Source organism: Parahaliea maris (genome assembly GCF_008064665.1).
GTDB lineage: Bacteria > Pseudomonadota > Gammaproteobacteria > Pseudomonadales > Halieaceae > Parahaliea > Parahaliea maris.
Genome location: NZ_VRZA01000009.1, coordinates 99,090 through 116,231 on the forward strand (window position 1 = coordinate 99,090; position 17,142 = coordinate 116,231).

The following is a 17,142-nucleotide window of genomic DNA, read 5'->3' on the forward strand; positions in this document are numbered from 1 at the left end:
CAATGCTGAACTGTCGCCGATCTGCCTGCCATCCCGCCAGCCAGATGGTTGGCGCCACATAGTGGAGGTGGATACAATGACCCGCTATCGGAACAGTGACCCCCGACTTCCAGCATAAGGGCTCCATGGGAAAGACCAGCTTCTTCCGCGCACTCCTGTTGAGCTTCAGTATTGCGCTACCCGCACTGGCACAGCCCTCCGGCACCGGTTCGGCGAGCTGCCGCGACGCGGCCAGCCTGCTGGACAGCCTGCGCGGCGAGCTGGCGTCGCTGAACACCCGTCACGACGCTATCGAGGCGGTGGAGAATGACAACTTCCCTACCGACCTCAGCGTCGAGGAAACCATCTACCCGCCGGCCGCAGTGGCGGGGAACGGGCCGCGGGAATGGCCGGCCGAAATCAATTGCGATGCCCTGCGCGAAGAGTACCAGGCCGCCCTGCTCGACCTGCAGTGGATGCGAGAAAGCGTGCGCCGCCTGCAGGCCGGCTGGCAGACCCACCCCGAAGTGCTGCGCTCGGCGGTGGGCAGTATCTGGCGTTCCCGCCAGGCGCTGCGTTCGCACTACAAGGCCGAACCCATGGCGGCGGCACTCGCGATCGCCCCCCCGGAGGTCCGGGCCGCAATAGAGAACACGCGCGCCCGCTTGAGTACCCTGCGCAGCCAGTTCCTGCACGACCTGCCAAAGCTCTACAAGGAAGTGACCCCGGCGCGCTCGGCGGCGTGGCTCACTCTATGGCAACAGGCCTTTGGCATAAATCCACGCACACTCGCGCCTTCGGCGGAGGCCCTCACCAATCTGCCTGCCCCGGCACGGGCTGCCATCGAACGCTACTTCCGGCTGGCGGAGCTGGATATCGTGGTGCAGCGCAACAGCCTCAACGAAGTGCGCGGCTGGCTGTGGCAGGCCTATCGCCCCGAGGTTGAGCGAGCGCGCAGTCAGCTCGGCCTCGACGCACCCGCACTGCTGCCCCTTGAGCTGCGAGCAGTCGGCAATATCCTGCACTGGCTGATCATCGAGACCACCGTAGGCGAAACCTATGGCCAGGAAAGCGGAACCACCCTGCGCCAGTGGTACCTGGGCTTCGAGTACACGCTGGGCATACTCGCCCTGCCGCTGCTGGCCTACCTGGCCTCCCGGCTGGGTGCGCCACTCGCCGCACTGCAGGCCAACTTTGCCCGCTCCGCCCGCAAGCAGCGCCTGACCGCCCAGTTCAGCCGGATCACGGCCAGCCTGCCGTTGCTGCTGCCCTGGGTGGTCGGCCTCATCGGCCTGCAACTGCTGCACACGCTGTACTACCGCTACCACCTGGTGCTGCTGATTCCACTGATTCCCTTCGCCCGGCTGTACATCGTCTACGGCTTGCTGCGCCTGGCGGGGGAATGGCTCCTGCACCGCATCGCCGACCAGGCCGGCAGCTACCTCAGGGAAGAACAGAACATCGAGGTCGCCAGGCAGTCCCGACGGGCCGCCGCCGTGGCCATCCTGCCCTGGCTGGTCAAGGATCTCGCCGCCCTCGCCCTGGGGCCTTCGCTGGTCCTGGACATCTGCTACTGGCTGACCCTGTTTGCCGTCCTGCTGGCCATCGGCGTCCTGTTGCGCTACCGGCGCGAGGACTTTATCGCCGCCCTGACCTCCATCCTGCCCGCCAGCTGGGAGGGGGCCATCAAGCGCCTGCTCGGGGAACGCAGGTTCCCCCTGGTCGCGCCCTTCGCCGCCCCCCCGCTGCTGCTGGCTCTGCTGGGCAGCTTCATGCACAAGGCCCTGTTCGACTTCGACTGGTATCGCAAACTGTTCGCGCGCTCCTTCAAGTTGCGCACCGCCGTCGTCGAGGGCGATGAAGCGGCCGAAGCGAATGCCGAACCCGACGCCGAAGCCTTGCAAGACTACCAGCGCTGGTTTCTCGCCGAAGACGACGAGGCGGATACGCCCTATATCAACACCGGCCTGGTGCCCGCAATCAGCGGGCGCATGGCACCCTGGCTCTCGGACCGCTCCAACGAAAACGCCCTGCTCCTGACCGGACCGCACGGCGCCGGCAAGACCCGCGCCCTGCACCGGCTGCAACAGAGCATGACCGAGGAGCACCCGGACGTCCTCCTGCACTATATTGCGGTGCCGGCGAAAACCCTGACCGCGGCCGCCCTGTTCGAGTTGCTGGGGCGGGCGCTGGATATCGACCTCGAAGAGGGACCGGCAGCGCTGGTGCGCTCCGACGCAGACCGACAACCGACCGTGATCATGGTCGACAATGCCCAGAACCTGTTCCTGCGCAGTGTCGGCGGCTTCGAGGCCTGGGAGACCCTGCTGAGCCTGACCAACACCCGACTGGCGAATGTTTTCTGGCTGATCGCCGTCAACAACCAGAGCTGGGCCTTCCTCGGCAATATCTTCGGCAGGGACCAGCAATTCCGCAACGTGCTGCACACGCGGCGCTGGTCACAGAATGACGTCCGTTCGCTGATCCTTTCGCGCAATCACCTGAGCGGCTGCAAAATCCAGTACGACAGCATATTGCTGGCGACGCGCGGCCCCGGTGCCGGCAATATCCGCAATGCCGAGCAGCTCTATTTCAGCCTGCTGTGGGACGCCTGTCTCGGCAACCCGATGCTGGCCCTGCGCCTGTGGCTCTCCTCCATTCGCATGCAGGGCAGCACCGTCACGGTGAGCCTGCCGGCCGAGGTTTCCGGGGCGATGCTGGAACAACTGGGCAACGACCTGCACTTCGTCTATGCCGCGATCATGATCCACGAAAACATGACCAGCGAGGAACTGGTTGAGGCCACGGCCCTGCCGGAGTCGGTGGTGCGCTCGGCCCTGAAAACCGCCTTCGACGCCGGCTTCGTGCAGCGCACCGCCAATCGCCGTTACCGCATCGTACCCCTGTGGTACCCGACCATCATGAGGCTGCTGGCCCGGAAGAACCTGCTCCATGAATAACGACGACCTGGCCATTGAATTTGCCGCGGTCGCTGACATGTTCAGCGCCAGTACGCTGTTCATGCTGGTCATCTGTTTCGCCGGCCTGTGGCTGCTCAACTTCGGCATCCGTCACTTCATGGGCCGGCTGATGCTGCGCTTCCCGTCGCGGCGCTTCTTCATCCTGCAGCTTTCCACGCTGATGAGTTTCCTGCTGTACATTGTGGGCACCGTGGTGCTGGTGGTGGGCGTGCTGCGTCCGCCCAAGGAATTCCTGATCGCCATCGGCGGCTCCGCCGCAGTCGCCCTCGGCTTTGCACTCAAGGATGTGGCCGCGTCACTGGTGTCCGGCATCATCCTGCTGTTCGACCGCCCATTCCAGGTGGGTGACCGGGTGTCCTTCGGCGACACCTACGGTGAGATTGTCAACATTACCCTGCGCTCGGTGCGCCTGCGCACCCTGGACGACAGTATCGTCACCATCCCCAACGCCCGCTTCATCACCGACGTGGTGTCCTCCGCCAACATGGGCGCCATGGACATGATGGTGGTCATCGACTTCCACCTGGCCCTGGACGCCGATCTGGCGGAGGCCCAACGCATTCTGCGCCAGGTCATCGTCACCAGCCGCTATGCCTACCTGAAGAAACCGGTGGTGTTCGCCATCGAGGAGGTGCAGGTCGCAGAGCGCCTCGCCATCCGGCTGCGGGCCAAGGCCTACGTGCTGGACGTGGAGTACGAGAAGGCCTTCCAGAGCGACGTCACGACCCGGGCAACCGCCCTGTTCAGGGAACGGGGCCTGCCGCGCCCGGCCCGGGGTTAGGCGCAGGTTACCCCTCTCCAGTCGGACCGGGCCTGCACGCCCAATCTGGCGCAGGCGGCCGCCATGACGTACCATGCGCGTAATAACCACCGGTAATATAGAGAGGTACAAATGATTACTGCACGCGTGCTGATGCTGTTCCAGGCACTGATCCTGATCTGTGCCACCACCCTGTCCACGGCCCAGGCCGCTGTCATGTCTACGCCGGACTACGTTAGCGAAAGCACCCGCGAAGCGCGCCTGGCCCAGGTCAACGCACTGCTGTTGCGGGAAGATGTGAGCCAGCAGTTGGTGGCACTGGGAGTGTCCCAGGAAGATGCCATGGCGCGCGTGGCGGCCCTGAGCCCCGCCGAGTTGCAACAACTGGGTCAGCGCATGGACCAGTTGCCTGCTGGCAGCGGTATCCTCGGGCTGATCGGTGCGGTCTTCGTTGTGTTGCTGATTCTGGAGCTGGTTGGCGTTATCAACATTTTCGCCAAGATCTAGCTGACAAGGGCAGCGCGAGCTGCCCGCCCATCGATACCTGCCGGCATGGCGTCCAGACTGCTGCAGTGGGTCTCTCTGGCCCTGCTCAGCTGCCTGCTGACGGCCTGTGCCGTCTACCCGGACCAGCCCCCCGCCCCCCAGGCGGGCCCGGCTGAGCTGACCGGGGTTCCATTCTTTCCCCAGTCCGAATACCAGTGCGGCCCCGCCGCGCTGGCCACATCCCTCCTGTACAGTGGAGTGGAGGTGGACGATCAGGCACTGGAGCAGGCCGTATTCCTGCCCGGGCGCCAGGGCAGCCTGCAGGCCGAACTGCTGGCCGCCAGCCGTCGTTACGGGCGTATTCCCTACCGTATCCCGGGCACACCGGACGCCCTCATCGCTGAACTGGATGCCGGCAATCCGGTGCTGGTGATGCAGAACCTCGGCATCGACGCCCTGCCACAGTGGCATTACGCCGTGGTGGTAGGTTACGAGCCCAACCGTCGCGAGTGGATACTGCGCTCCGGTACCGAACGCCGTCGCCTGGAGTCCCACCGCCGCTTCCTGCTGAGCTGGCAGAAAGCAAGCCACTGGGCTGTGGTCACCCTGCCACCAGAGCGTCTGCCCGCGTCCGTTACTCCGGCAGCCGCCACCCTCGCCCTGGCGGACGCGGAGCGCGTGCTCGGAGAGGCAGCGCTGTTGCCCGGCTGGGAAGCGGCCGTTGCACGCTGGCCGCAACAGCCGGAGTTCCTGTTCGGTGCGGCCAACGCCCAGCGCGCCGCTGGGAACGATCAGGCCGCCAGTAAAAGATTTGCACAACTGCTGGCGCTTGCCCCCGATCATTACGCGGGGCGCAATAACTACGCCGACCTGCTGCTCGCGCAGGGCTGCCCGGCCAGCGGCCGGGAGGTGTTGTCACCGGCGGTGCAGGCCGAGGGACTCCCGCCCGAGTTGGCCGCGGTAATCGCCGCCACCGCCGGGGAGCTGGCGGGACACCCGGCCGCCGCGGACGCCAGTCACTGCTCCGACCTGTACCCCCTCATGCTCCCTGAGGCCCCCTGACCCACAACTGCAACAATTTCGTCACATTTCTGCGGCATCATTGCGGGCTTGATACCCGGGCCGTCAGTCCTTGCCACGACCGGGCACAACAGCAATCCGGCCGTGGAATCGCGATACATGCTCAGCGACAGACTCAGCGTCTTTTTCTTCCTGCTACTCGCCTCCGCAGCGGGCCTTTTCGCCTGGTGGGGACTGGGCTACACCGGTCACAGCAACACTCTGATCTTCCTGCTCGCCACCGCCTTCGGCCTGTTCATGGCCTTCAACATCGGCGGTAACGACGTCGCCAATTCCTTCGGTACCAGCGTCGGTGCGGGCACCCTGACCATCAAGCAGGCGCTGGTGGTGGCCGCCATTTTCGAAGTCAGCGGTGCGCTGATCGCCGGTGGCGCGGTCACCGACACCATCCGCAAGGGCATTGTCGACCTCGGTACGCTCACCGCAGAGCCCGAGTTCAACGTGATGGACTTCCTCTACATCATGATGTCGGCCCTGCTGGCTGCCGCCGTGTGGCTGCTGGTCGCCACCCGCCAGGGCTGGCCGGTGTCCACCACCCACTCGATCATCGGCGGCATTGTCGGCAGCTCCATTGCCCTGGGCTGGGTAGCGGCCGGCATGGGAGAGGCCCTGAGCCTTGTGCACTGGAACCAGATTGGCACGATCGCCATTTCCTGGGTCCTGTCGCCGGTGCTGGGGGGCCTGGGCTCCTACGTCATCTACTACTACATTCGCAAGCATATCCTCACCTACAACGAGAAGGCCCACGAACAGCTGCAGGCGCTGAAACAGCGCAAGAAGGATCTGCGCAAAGAGCACAAGACCATCACCGAGCGCATGACCGAGCTGCAGCAAATTGCCTACACCGGCGCCCTGGCGCGGGACGCCGCCAGCGCCCGCAGTATCGAAGACGCCAACGAAGACGACTTCGAGTCCGACTACTACAAGGAATTGCACCGCCTCGAGCGGGAAAAGGAAGACATCGACGCTCACAAGGCGCTGGTACTGTATGTACCGCTGGTCGCCGCCGCGGGCTCGATGATCATTACCGCCATGCTGCTGTACAAGGGCCTGAAAAATCTCAAGCTGGAGTCTACGGACCTGCAAAATGGCCTGATCGTGCTGATGGTCGCCGCGGCGGTGTGGATGGCGGTCTATATCCTCGCCCGTACCCAGCGCAGCGGCTCGCTGGAAAAGTCCACCTTCCTGCTGTTCAGCTGGATGCAGGTGTTCACCGCGGCGGGCTTTGCCTTCAGCCACGGCTCCAATGACATCGCCAATGCCATCGGGCCCTTTGCCGCCATTCTCGATGTCCTGCACAGCGGCGAGATCAACCCGAAAGCACCGGTACCCACCGCTGCCATGGTCACCTTCGGCGTCGCCCTGATCGCCGGCCTGTGGTTCATCGGCAAGGAAGTCATCCGCACTGTGGGTACCGAACTCACGCGCATGCACCCGGCCTCCGGCTTCACCGCCGAGCTGGCCGCCGCCAGCGTGGTGCTTATCGCCTCCACCCTGGGCCTGCCGGTGTCCAGCACCCACATCCTGGTGGGCGCCGTGCTGGGTATCGGCCTGGTCAATCGCTCCACCAACTGGAGCCTGATGAAGCCCATTGCCGCCGCCTGGGTGATCACCCTGCCCGCCGCCGCCTTGCTCAGCGCCGCCTGTTTCCTCCTGATGCGCGCGGTACTCTGAACCGGGTTCTCACATTCTGCCGATTCATCCAGTCTGCAGTTGCCTCGGCGACAAATTCGTCTACCCTTCAGTGAACAGCGCGAACCGGACGCTCGCGCATGACTGCAATCGGGAGGGAATTTCGCATGCAAGCAGTTCGATTAATCTGTGCGGCGGGGCTGGCGGGCCTGCTCGCCTCTGGCCTGGCGCTTGCCGCCGACCACACCGAGTCCCCCGCCGCTACCGCGGACCGACCTGCCGACATCGGTGACATCTACTTCTTCGACCCCGGCGACACCGACGGCCGGCTGGTGGCAATGATCACCTACGGCGGCGGGTCGGATACCAGTGACCAGATGGACGCGGGCTTCTACTGTGACCGCGACGTGCTGTACAGCTTCTACATCGACCGCGATGACAACGGCGACGGCGCCGGCTCGGTGGAACCGGACGTGCGTATCGACATCCGCATGGCCGAGCAGGCCGACGGCAGTTGCACCGTACAACTGGAGAATGTACCCGGCGCCGGCGACAGCTTCAGCGGCACCGTGGCGGACAGCAACCGCATCTTCCAGAGCGCCAGCGGCCTCAACGCCTTCGTCGGCTCCACCGATGACCCCTTCTTCTTTGACTCCCAGGGCTTTAACGAAACCCTGAGTACCGGCACCGTGTCCTTCGACAGTACCCGGGACACCTTTGGTGGCCGCAACCTCAGCGCGATCGCCTTCGAGATCGATACCGCGGCACTGAGCAGCAGCCAGACCGTGTTCAAAGCCTGGGCCACTACGGCCCGTATCGTCGAATAGTCAGGGAGGACTGCACATGGATCTGTCAAAACTGCTTTTGCTCGGTACACTGACCAGCAGCGTCCTCCTGGGCGCCTGTTCGGACAGCAGCGACTCCAGCCCCAACAACGGTGATGGCGACGGTGACGGCGGCGGCCCCGCACTGGTCGAAGTTCGCTCCAACCCCCCTAGCGATTACGCCCGGGTGGACCGCATGGGCCAGCCGGGCGTTGCCACGGCCCTGCTCCGCGGTGGCGGCCAGCCGATTCGCGATGGCGTGCCCGTGATCAACGATGCCGACAACGAGCGCGACTCTTTCAACCAGGGCGATCCTTCCGGTGACGCCGACTTTGCCGGCGGCTTCGTCGACACGCTGATTTTCGTCAACAATGCCCTGGCGGATGACCTCGACAGCCTCGGCCTGTCGCGCTGCGCGACCGGGCTACCCGGGGAAATCGACAGCGCCGATGACATCGGCGCCTGCATCAACGTCGCCGCGCCGGTGGTCATCCCCGATGTCGTGACCCTGGACACCAGCGCCCCCTCCTCCTGGCCGAACGGGCGCCACCCCGACGACCCGGTTATCGACCGGGTGCTGGCGGCGGTACTGCTCGACCTGGGCGTGCATCCGCTGGACCTGTTTGCCGACCTGCCACTGAACCCGCCGGGTAACGACGCCCGGGCGGACGACGTATCGCCGGCCAACTTCCCCTATCTCCGCGATCCCATCCCCATGCCGTAACACTGGCGGGAGCGGTATGAGGGACTACCTGAACCTCCTACGCCTCTGGGCGAGCCGGGGCCTGTGCGGCGCAATACTGCTGCTGAGCCTGCTCGCCTGTGCTCCGGAGGAGAACGCCACCCCCCTCGCCACATCCCAACCGGGGATGGAGCAATCGCCGGCCCCCGAAGCACCTGGTTACGCCCTCCTGCGCGCCCGCCAGGAGCGCCGCCTGGCAGCGCTGGAGCAAGACCTCAGTGAAAGCGCCGGGGCACGCGCCACTGGGCCCGCTCGACGCCTGTTCGAGGGCTGGCTCTATCACGCCCGGCTGACCGGAGAACTGGCGGGCTTTGACCGCGCCGCTGCGGCACTAGCGGAGCTCAAACAACGCACTCGCGGCGAGCCACCCTGCCGCGAGCAGGCGGAACTGGCACTGGCGAGCCACCAGATCGAGGCGGCAGCCACGGCCCTGAGCGCCTGCCCCGGCACCGACAATCGCGACCTCCTGATCGATATTGATTACTACCGCGGTGACTACCAGCGCGCAATCACCCAGGCCGTCAACCTGCTGGAGGAGCGCAATCTACCGGCGGACTATATTCGCCTGGCCCGCCTGCGCCAGGGTACCGGTTCATCGCGGGAGGCGGATGCCCTGCTCGAAGCGGCGGAGCAGCGCTACCACAACGACAACCCCCACCAGATCGCCTGGTTTCGCTTGCAGCGGGGAATACTCGCCCTCGAGCGCGGCGAGCACGAGCGGGCGCGGGCCCTGTTCCGCCGGGCCGATGCCGCCCTGCCAGGCTGGTGGTTGGTAGAGGAACACCTGGCCGAGGTATCCCTGTTGCTGGGCGATACCGCGACCGCCGTAGCGCTCTATGACAAGGTCATTGCCGACACCGGAAACCCCCAGTTCATTGCTGCCCGGGCGGAAATTGATCGCTCCCGGGGGCGCGAGAGCGAAGCCCAACAGGCACTGGAACAGGCCAGGGTCATGCTGAACGAGCGTCTGCAGCAACACCCCGCCGCCTTTACCGGTCACGCCGTGGATTTTTTCCTCACTTACGGCCCTCCCTCCCAGGCCCTGAACCTGGCACGAGCGGATTACCAGCAACGGCCCTACGGCAACGCCGCAACCCACCTCGCCACGGCACTGCGCCAGGCCGGCGCCCCCGAGGAAGCCCTGCAGGTGCTGCTGCCGCAACTGGAAGCCGGCTGGGCCACTCCCCAGGCACGGGAGGAACTCGACCTGATACGGGATGCCCTCGAACTTAACTGAACAGAACTGATCAGTCGCCTGCGGCCTGCCGCCCCACCAGGCGCAGGTGGGGAATGATTTTATCCAGCTCGTTGGCGCTGCGCGCCACCGCCTTGTTGTCGAACCCCGGCTCGGCGTAAAACAGAATGGCATCACTGCCCCCCGAGTCGACCACGTAGCCCCCATAGCGCTGCAGCGTTTTGGCGATCAGGATCGCCAGCGGCTGCTCCAGCAGGGCCTCGACCTCCAGTTCAGGCGGCAGGGCCAACAGGGCACCCATCGGGATACTGCCGCCGTAGTTTGCTTCGCTGTTGTCGTCCTCGCTGGTCGCCGGCGCGACGTAGCCGGACTTGAGGAAATTGAGACTCAGGGCCACCGCCAAAGCATGCCGGGCGACACCCTGCTCCAGTTCCCATTGCCGCAGCAGGCCACCCACGGCCGAACCACCATAAGCCCGGGTACCGATGTGTCGCCCCGCCTGCTCGGCAACCCCCAACCCGGCGGCCTCCACCCTTCGATAGATATTGGCCTGCCCCGGCTGCTCGAAGCGAAAGAATTCGTGAATGGTGGTTCGATCCGCTGACATTACCGTCAGGTGCCCGTCGGTCCCCTCTGCCGGGAGAGCGCCCTCGGGGACCGGGGCCATCACGTAGGCCTGGAGCTTGCGGATATAGATCGGCCGCTCAGGAACCTCTGCGCCCGCCAGGTAAAAAGGAATGGACCAGCTGTTACTGTTGATGTGAACGTGTGCGTCCTCACCCAGGTCCAGGCGCGACCAGCCATGCCGGTCAGTGTCAGGGGCCTGTACCAGCGGGGTGTTCCAGGGGGACTGGTCGGAAAAGGGTCGCAGGTAATAGTCGGGTCCTGCCGGCGCGGCCAGTGCCTGCGCCGCTGCGGCGAGCAGGACTGCACAGCGGCATACGCTACTCAGGCAAGACCATAGGCTCTGCCAACCCGGTGTCGGCGCGGTGTGCAAAGGGGCCTCCAGGGGGGATTCGAGGCCAAGATACTACCCACCCGGACAGCTGCAGACCAAGGCCCCACAGACCCCTTTGGGTGAATACGGTTACGGTTGGCCAGCCGGCCTCACCGAAACGCTCATTGCTGCGCCAGCAGGGATCCCTCGGCGCAGTGACGGAGCAGCAGGGTCTGTGATGCCGCGTCCACCGCAAATGGCCCGGACCGTCCCAGAGCCGTCAGACCCAGCAGGTTACGGCCGCCACGATCCATCACCGCCAGTTCCAGTGGCCCGAGATCGCAGGTCGCGCCGAGCCGAAACTCTTCCACCGAGTACACCTGGACAGGCTCGATGCGATTGTCCGCGAGGCGCAATGCCACCCGGCGCACGGCGCGCAGAGCGCCCCTGTCTTGCAGTTGCTCGAACAGGTCGCGACTGATGGTGGCCATGCCGGCACCCGTGTCCAGCAGGAATTGGGCACTGGCTCCGCCGACCTCGGCGGTGACCATCAGCGTACCGCCGCCACTGGGCTCCAGGGGAATCTCCACAGGAAAGTCCAACGCCTGAGCCGGCAAAGACAGGACCGGCAGGGACAGGGACAGCAAACTGGCGGCCAACACCAACCAGTGCCTGACTGCACGGCTTGCTTTCGTGTCACCCGGTTGTGGGGAACCGGGCAGGGGGTGACGGTTCATGGTGCCGCACCTCTGTGTTATTAGCGTTTTTTAACTCAAGCAAAAGCTGTACCACTGCCCGGGAGCCGATAGATACTGGCCCGGGGCGCAGCGGCAAACCACCGAAAGCGCACTATTGGTGCTCGCGCGCCCACTTCTGGTGCAATCAGGCATTAGCGTCCAGGCCTTCCCAGTCCATCCATACGCGACGGCACCATGCGTCCACGCCCCCGCCTTATCACTTTTATTGACCCGCAAATTCAGGGAAATCTATTAGAAAACAACCCACTTACAGGATATCGTGGCGGTCCCGCTCGGCAGTGACACTGCCGTTAATACGACCCCTTGTGAACCACCAGCCAGGCAGCAGACCGGGCCCCGGATCACAAAATTAGTGCAAGGAGATTGTGCATGCGCACTCTACTACTCACTCTGGCCGCCCTGTCCCTGTCTGTATCCGGTGCGGCACAGGCCTCCGACAACGCTGGCACTGACGCCGGCGCAGAACGTACCGTCCGCATCCAGCAGGTGGAAATGAAAGGCAAACCGCCGTTCAAGCGCGACGTGGAAGTGCTCGAAATCAGCGACGCTGCGGCTATCGAGGAATCGACCCAGGCGCAAAAAAGCCGCTCACCCAAGGGCCGCCCGCCGCTGGCCCGCTTCCGCTAAAACCTTTCGGCTGCCCACCAACCGAACGTCCTTTCTCCGGCGGGCAGCCGGATTCTCCACCTCCAGCCCTCCTCAACACAGCCCGCGAACGCCGCAACGGGCACTATTGCCCCTCTGAATAGCCAACATAAGCCAATCTCTTGTGTTCGCTGTCAACATACTGGTTCACGACTCCTCGCCACCCCGCTACAATAGGCGCCCCTCGGGCCAGCCACGGGCTTCCATCACCCCTATTGGCCGAACCCATCCACCCGTCTCAGCAACACAGGACAGTGACATGATCTATCAGAGCGACGCGCTCACGGTGACCCGCCTCGAAGGCGACATCGCCGAGCTGCATTTCGATCTACAGGGCGAATCCGTCAACAAGTTCGACCAGAACACCGTGACCCACCTGACCGCGGCACTGGACGCCATCGAGGCGGAACAGGGCCTGCAGGGGCTGCTGGTCACCAGCGGCAAGCCCGTGTTCATCGTGGGCGCCGATATTACCGAATTCACCGGCCTGTTCGGTGCGGGCGCCGACGAGATCAAGGGCTTCACCGGCCTCAACAACGCCAACTTCAACCGCCTGCAGAACCTGCCCTATCCCAGCGTGGTCGCCATCAATGGCTTCGCCCTGGGGGGTGGATTTGAGATCTGCCTGGCCTGTGACTTCCGCGTCATGAGCACCGTCGCCAAGGTCGGCCTGCCGGAAACCAAACTCGGCATCCTGCCAGGCTGGGGCGGCACCGTGCGCCTGCCGCGCATCATCGGTGTCGACGAGGCCGTCATGTGGATTGCCACCGCCGGTGAAAAGCGCCCCGACGCTGCCCTCAAGGCGGGTGCCGTCGACGCCGTCGCCGCACCGGAGCAACTGCGCGAGGTGGCCCTGACCACCCTGAACAACGCCATTGCCGGCCAACTGGACTACGCCGCGCGCCGCGCCCAGAAGAGCAGCCCCCTGCCGCTCAACGATACCGAGGCGATGATGACCTTCTTCACCATCAAGCAGATGGTGGCGCAGCAGGCTGGCCGCAACTACCCGGCGCCGGTGAAAGTCGTCGACGTGATCGAGCAGGCCCGCGGCATGGACCTGGAAGGCGCCCTGGAGGTGGAAGCCGCCGGTTTCGCCGAGCTGGCCGTAACCCCGGTGGCCGCCGCCCTGGTGGGCGTGTTCCTGAGCGACCAGCTGCTGGGCAAGAAAGCCAGGGGCTGGGAAAAGCAGGCCGATAAAAAAGTGGAGCAAGCCGCGGTACTGGGCGCCGGCATCATGGGCGGCGGTATCGCCTACCAGAGCGCCTACAAAGGCGTGCCGATCAAGATGAAGGACATCAACCAGGCCGGCCTGGACCTGGGCCTGCGCGAGGCTAACAAACTGCTGTCCAAGCAGGTGGATCGCGGCCGCATGACCCCTTCGAAGATGGGCGAAGTGCTGAGCAGCATCGACCCGACCCTCACCTACGGCGGTTTCGACAATGTCGACATCGTGGTGGAAGCCGTGGTCGAGAACCCCAAGGTCAAGCACGCGGTACTGGCCGAGACCGAGAAGCAGATCGGCCCGGATACCGTGCTGGCCTCCAACACCTCCACCATCTCCATCGACTTCCTGGCGGAAGCGCTGGAGCGTCCGGAAAACTTCTGTGGCATGCACTTCTTCAACCCCGTGCACGCGATGCCGCTGGTGGAAGTCATCCGCGGCGAGAAAACCTCAGATACCGCCGTGGCCCGCACCGTGGCCTACGCCAACAAGATGGGCAAGAAGGCGGTCGTGGTGAAGGACTGCCCCGGGTTCCTGGTGAACCGGGTACTGTTCCCCTACTTCGACGGCTTCTCCAAGCTGGTCCGCGACGGCGCCGACTTCCAGGCCGTGGACAAGGTCATGGAGCGCTGGGGCTGGCCGATGGGCCCGGCCTACCTGATGGACGTGGTCGGCATCGACACCGGTGTTCACGCTGCCGAGGTCATGGCAGAGGGCTTCCCCGACCGCATGAAACTGGACTTCAAGACCGCCACCGAGGTGATGTTCGAGAACCAGCGCCTGGGCCAGAAGAACGGTATCGGCTTCTATGAGTACATCGCCGACAAGCGTGGCAAGCCAAAGAAAACCGCTGTGGAAAGCACCTATGAGCTGATCGCCCCGGTTGCCGGTGAGCGCACCGAGTTCTCCGACGAGGACATCGTCGCCCGCATGATGCTGCCGATGGCCACTGAACTGGCGCGCTGCCTGGAAGAGGGTATCGTGGAAACCCCCGCCGAGGCCGACCTGGCCCTGCTCTACGGCCTGGGCTTCCCGCCCTTCCGCGGCGGTGTGTTCCGCTGGATGGATACCGTGGGCCTCGAGTTCATTGCCGCCGCCAGCGAAAAATTCGCCCACCTCGGCAAGAGCTACGAGCTGACGGATGGCATGAAAGCCAAACTTGCCGACGGCACCACCTACTACTAAGGGCTAAGGAGAATTATTGTGAGTCTGAATCCGAGAGACGCTGTTATCGTCGACTACGCCCGCAGCGCCATGGGCCGTTCCAAGAACGGCTGCTTCCGCAACGTCCGTGCCGACGACCTGTCCGTGGCCGTGATCAAGGGCCTGCTGGCACGCAACGACAAACTGGACCCCGCCGAGATCGACGACCTGATCTGGGGCTGCGTGCTGCAGCGCGGTGAGCAGGGCATGAACCTGGCGCGCCTGCTGGTACTGCGTGCCGACCTGCCCTTCACCATTCCCGCCCAGACCGTGAACCGCCTGTGCGGCTCCTCCATGAGCGCCCTGCACACCGCCGCCGCCAACATCCAGGCCGGCGTCGGTGACGTCTATCTGGTCGGTGGCGTGGAGCACATGGGACACATCCCGATGATGGGCGACGTCGACATCAACCCGCGCATGGGCCTGAACGTGGCCAAGGCGGCGGGCATGATGGGCATGACCGCCGAGTACCTCGCCCTGCTGCACGGCATCGGCCGGGAAGCCCAGGACAAGATGGGCCTGCGCTCCCACATGCTGGCCCACAAGGCTACGGTGGAAGGCAAGTTCGCGAGGGAAATCATCGGTGTTGAAGGTCACGACGCCAACGGTGCCCTCACCCTGGTCACCGAGGACGAGACCATCCGCCCGGAAACCACCCTGGAAGGCCTGGCGGCACTAACCCCGTCTTTCAACCCGAAAGGCGGCACTGTGACCGCCGGCACTTCGTCGCAGATCTCCGATGGCGCCTCCGCCATGCTGATGATGTCTGCCGAGAAGGCCCAGGCCCTGGGACTGACCCCGATCGCAAAAGTGAAGGGCATGACGCTGGCCGGCGTGGACCCGTCCATCATGGGCTATGGCCCTGTGCCCTCTACCCAGAAGGCGCTGAAAAACCTCGGCCTGACCATCAAGGACATCGAGATGGTCGAGCTGAACGAGGCCTTTGCCGCCCAGGCATTGCCGGTACTGAAAGACCTGGAACTGCTGGACGACATGGAAGACAAGGTCAACGTCCACGGCGGCGCTATCGCCCTGGGCCACCCCTTCGGCTGTTCCGGCACCCGCATCACCGGCTCGCTGCTGACCGTGATGCAGGACCGCGACCTGACCCTCGGCGTATCGACCATGTGCATCGGTCTCGGCCAGGGTATTACCACCGTGATCGAGCGGGTCTAGGACTCTCTGTAAAAACCCTCTCCAGCCGGCCCCCCGGGCCGGCTGGCCCCACCGCTTTCCTACCAGTTCCTCTACTACGATGCTTCGTTTCGCAGCCCCAGGGGCGAGCGCAGCAACAGGCTCACCAGCTCGTTCTGGCGCCCGGTGCCGGTTTTGGCAAAGACGCGCTTGAGCAGGTTGCGCGAGGTCGACACCGAGTGCCCGAGGTGCTCGGCGCAGGCTTCCAGTGATCGCCCCTGCATGATTTCGTTGGCCACCCGGGACTCCGCTGCCGTCAGGTCGTACAGGGCGCGCATGCGCGCCAGCTGCGCTTCACAGACCTGCTCATGGTCCTGCAGGATCACGATGGCAGCCGGATAGTCGTCACCATCGTAGGCACTGGGTGTAAGCGGGTGGATCATCAGGCTGTAGGCCCGCTTGCCCGAGGGCCGGGACACCAGCAGGTCGCCGCCTGCCAGGGGCTCGGCGGTATCGCCGGTGGAGTCGATGGTATGGCGCAACAGGCTGCGTAACTTCTGGTTCTCTGCGCTGCGATGGGCGCTCAAGTGACTGGTATGCAGTGCCAGTCCGTCGTTGTCGAAGGTCATTTTCTCGGCCTGCGGATTGAGGTAGATCACCTCGTGCCGGCTGCTGAACACCACTACCCCGTAAGGCAGCAGGTCGAGCATTTCCCAGGCGGGCGCGAACCCCGTCGGCAGGCTCGCGGTATGCCGCTTGAGGCGGAAGCTGCGCTGCAGGTGCGGCATAATCCGGCTGAACAGGATCTTGTCCTTTTCACGGTAGTGACCGTCGCCCGACTGACGCATGAAGGAGGCGGTCAGGCAGTGTCGCTCGCCGTGTTCGATGTACAGGCAACTGGCCTGTTCCAGCCCTTGCGGCTGCAGGAAGTGACTGTAGAGCTTTTCGTTGTGCAGGCGCTTGCCCGGCAGCAGGTCCTGGGTATAGGAGATACTGCCCGAGCGCGGCGGCGGGGTCATGTGGCGCCCTACCTCCCGGTGAAATTCTGCATCGCGTTCCCGGACGGTCAGTTCCCCCGCCGGGATCCCGTAGCTCGACAGGAAACCGCGGTTTCTGGCGCTCTCGTCGCGGCAGTAAATGCCACCGACAGCGCTCTCGGTGAGTTCGGACATTTTCTCCAGAAAAGTGCTGATCCTGTCGGGGTCGATCGTGGACTCATACAAGGTTTCAATCAGTTTTACATACTGCAAATTCATCGTGCGGCTCCCCTGAAACGCAATATACCGAAGCAGGCAATCAGCCTGCTCCTTATGTTTCGGCAAAATCAGCAATGGTCTCGCTGAGGCGCGGCACTTTATATGTGCTCTACTTCACATTTTTGACTAATTTAAGTCCATAAATTCCGTGGTGTAAGTTGTTTTTTTTATTTTTGAATGTTTGGAATAATTCCCTCAACTGATCGTGCAAGTCCAGATGCCATGCCCTGGCTTGCCGGGTTGAGCGCCACCTGACTGCGTACCGGCCGCGGCCCTCGAATACGGCCCTTGTGCCTCCGAGCCTATAA

Annotated in this window: 14 protein-coding genes; 11 read left to right on the forward strand and 3 right to left on the reverse strand. The window is 64.3% G+C overall.

Translation table 11 applies throughout. The features are described 5' to 3' along the window. Positions 1 to 125 precede the first annotated feature (125 nt). The 8 genes from FV139_RS19305 (at position 126) to FV139_RS19340 (ending at position 9,721) form a co-directional block, all read left to right on the forward strand. Positions 126 to 2,939, forward strand: coding sequence for an AAA family ATPase (locus FV139_RS19305; protein WP_148070126.1), 2,814 nt, complete (start codon positions 126 to 128; stop codon positions 2,937 to 2,939). After that, on the forward strand, positions 2,932 to 3,741 hold the full coding sequence (locus FV139_RS19310) for a mechanosensitive ion channel family protein (protein WP_148070127.1): 810 nt from the start codon (positions 2,932 to 2,934) through the stop codon (positions 3,739 to 3,741). The genes FV139_RS19305 and FV139_RS19310 overlap by 8 nt, the downstream gene beginning before the upstream one ends. Positions 3,742 to 3,852: 111 nt before the next feature. Further along, positions 3,853 to 4,227: a PA2779 family protein gene (locus FV139_RS19315; protein WP_148070128.1), complete on the forward strand. Its 375-nt coding sequence runs from the start codon at positions 3,853 to 3,855 to the stop codon at positions 4,225 to 4,227. Between the two features lie 45 nt (positions 4,228 to 4,272). Then, positions 4,273 to 5,268, forward strand: a complete 996-nt coding sequence (locus FV139_RS19320) for a PA2778 family cysteine peptidase (protein ID WP_148070129.1) — start codon at positions 4,273 to 4,275, stop codon at positions 5,266 to 5,268. 117 nt (positions 5,269 to 5,385) lie between these two features. Beyond that, positions 5,386 to 6,960: an inorganic phosphate transporter gene (locus tag FV139_RS19325; protein ID WP_148070130.1), complete on the forward strand. Its 1,575-nt coding sequence runs from the start codon at positions 5,386 to 5,388 to the stop codon at positions 6,958 to 6,960. A gap of 125 nt (positions 6,961 to 7,085) precedes the next feature. Next, positions 7,086 to 7,745: a DUF4331 family protein gene (locus FV139_RS19330; RefSeq protein ID WP_187276648.1), complete on the forward strand. Its 660-nt coding sequence runs from the start codon at positions 7,086 to 7,088 to the stop codon at positions 7,743 to 7,745. Positions 7,746 to 7,761: 16 nt separating this feature from the next. Beyond that, on the forward strand, positions 7,762 to 8,466 hold the full coding sequence (locus FV139_RS19335) for a DUF4331 domain-containing protein (RefSeq protein WP_148070132.1): 705 nt from the start codon (positions 7,762 to 7,764) through the stop codon (positions 8,464 to 8,466). A gap of 16 nt (positions 8,467 to 8,482) precedes the next feature. Next, the gene (locus tag FV139_RS19340) at positions 8,483 to 9,721 is read left to right on the forward strand and encodes a tetratricopeptide repeat protein (RefSeq protein ID WP_148070133.1); all 1,239 of its coding nucleotides are present in this window, start codon (positions 8,483 to 8,485) and stop codon (positions 9,719 to 9,721) included. 10 nt (positions 9,722 to 9,731) lie between these two features. Here the strand turns inward: FV139_RS19340 and FV139_RS19345 are convergent, their stop codons facing one another. After that, positions 9,732 to 10,676 carry a hypothetical protein gene (locus tag FV139_RS19345; RefSeq protein ID WP_148070134.1) on the reverse strand — a complete coding sequence of 315 codons (945 nt, stop codon included), beginning with the start codon at positions 10,674 to 10,676 and terminating at the stop codon, positions 9,732 to 9,734. Positions 10,677 to 10,798: 122 nt separating this feature from the next. Next, positions 10,799 to 11,353, reverse strand: a complete 555-nt coding sequence (locus FV139_RS19350) for a retropepsin-like aspartic protease (protein WP_148070135.1) — start codon at positions 11,351 to 11,353, stop codon at positions 10,799 to 10,801. 390 nt (positions 11,354 to 11,743) lie between these two features. Here FV139_RS19350 and FV139_RS19355 point away from each other — a divergent pair, with 390 nt between their 5' ends. The 3 genes from FV139_RS19355 (at position 11,744) to fadA (ending at position 15,620) form a co-directional block, all read left to right on the forward strand. Continuing rightward, entirely contained in the window at positions 11,744 to 12,001 is a 258-nt protein-coding gene (locus FV139_RS19355) for a hypothetical protein (RefSeq protein ID WP_148070136.1), read from the forward strand. 277 nt (positions 12,002 to 12,278) lie between these two features. Beyond that, on the forward strand, positions 12,279 to 14,426 hold the full coding sequence (fadB, locus tag FV139_RS19360; RefSeq protein WP_148070137.1) for a fatty acid oxidation complex subunit alpha FadB: 2,148 nt from the start codon (positions 12,279 to 12,281) through the stop codon (positions 14,424 to 14,426). 18 nt (positions 14,427 to 14,444) lie between these two features. Beyond that, complete coding sequence (gene fadA, locus FV139_RS19365) at positions 14,445 to 15,620, forward strand: acetyl-CoA C-acyltransferase FadA (RefSeq protein WP_148070138.1); 1,176 nt, start codon at positions 14,445 to 14,447, stop codon at positions 15,618 to 15,620. 74 nt (positions 15,621 to 15,694) lie between these two features. Here the strand turns inward: fadA and FV139_RS19370 are convergent, their stop codons facing one another. Continuing rightward, positions 15,695 to 16,834, reverse strand: coding sequence for a helix-turn-helix transcriptional regulator (locus FV139_RS19370; RefSeq protein ID WP_148070139.1), 1,140 nt, complete (start codon positions 16,832 to 16,834; stop codon positions 15,695 to 15,697). Between the last annotated feature and the right edge of the window lie 308 nt (positions 16,835 to 17,142).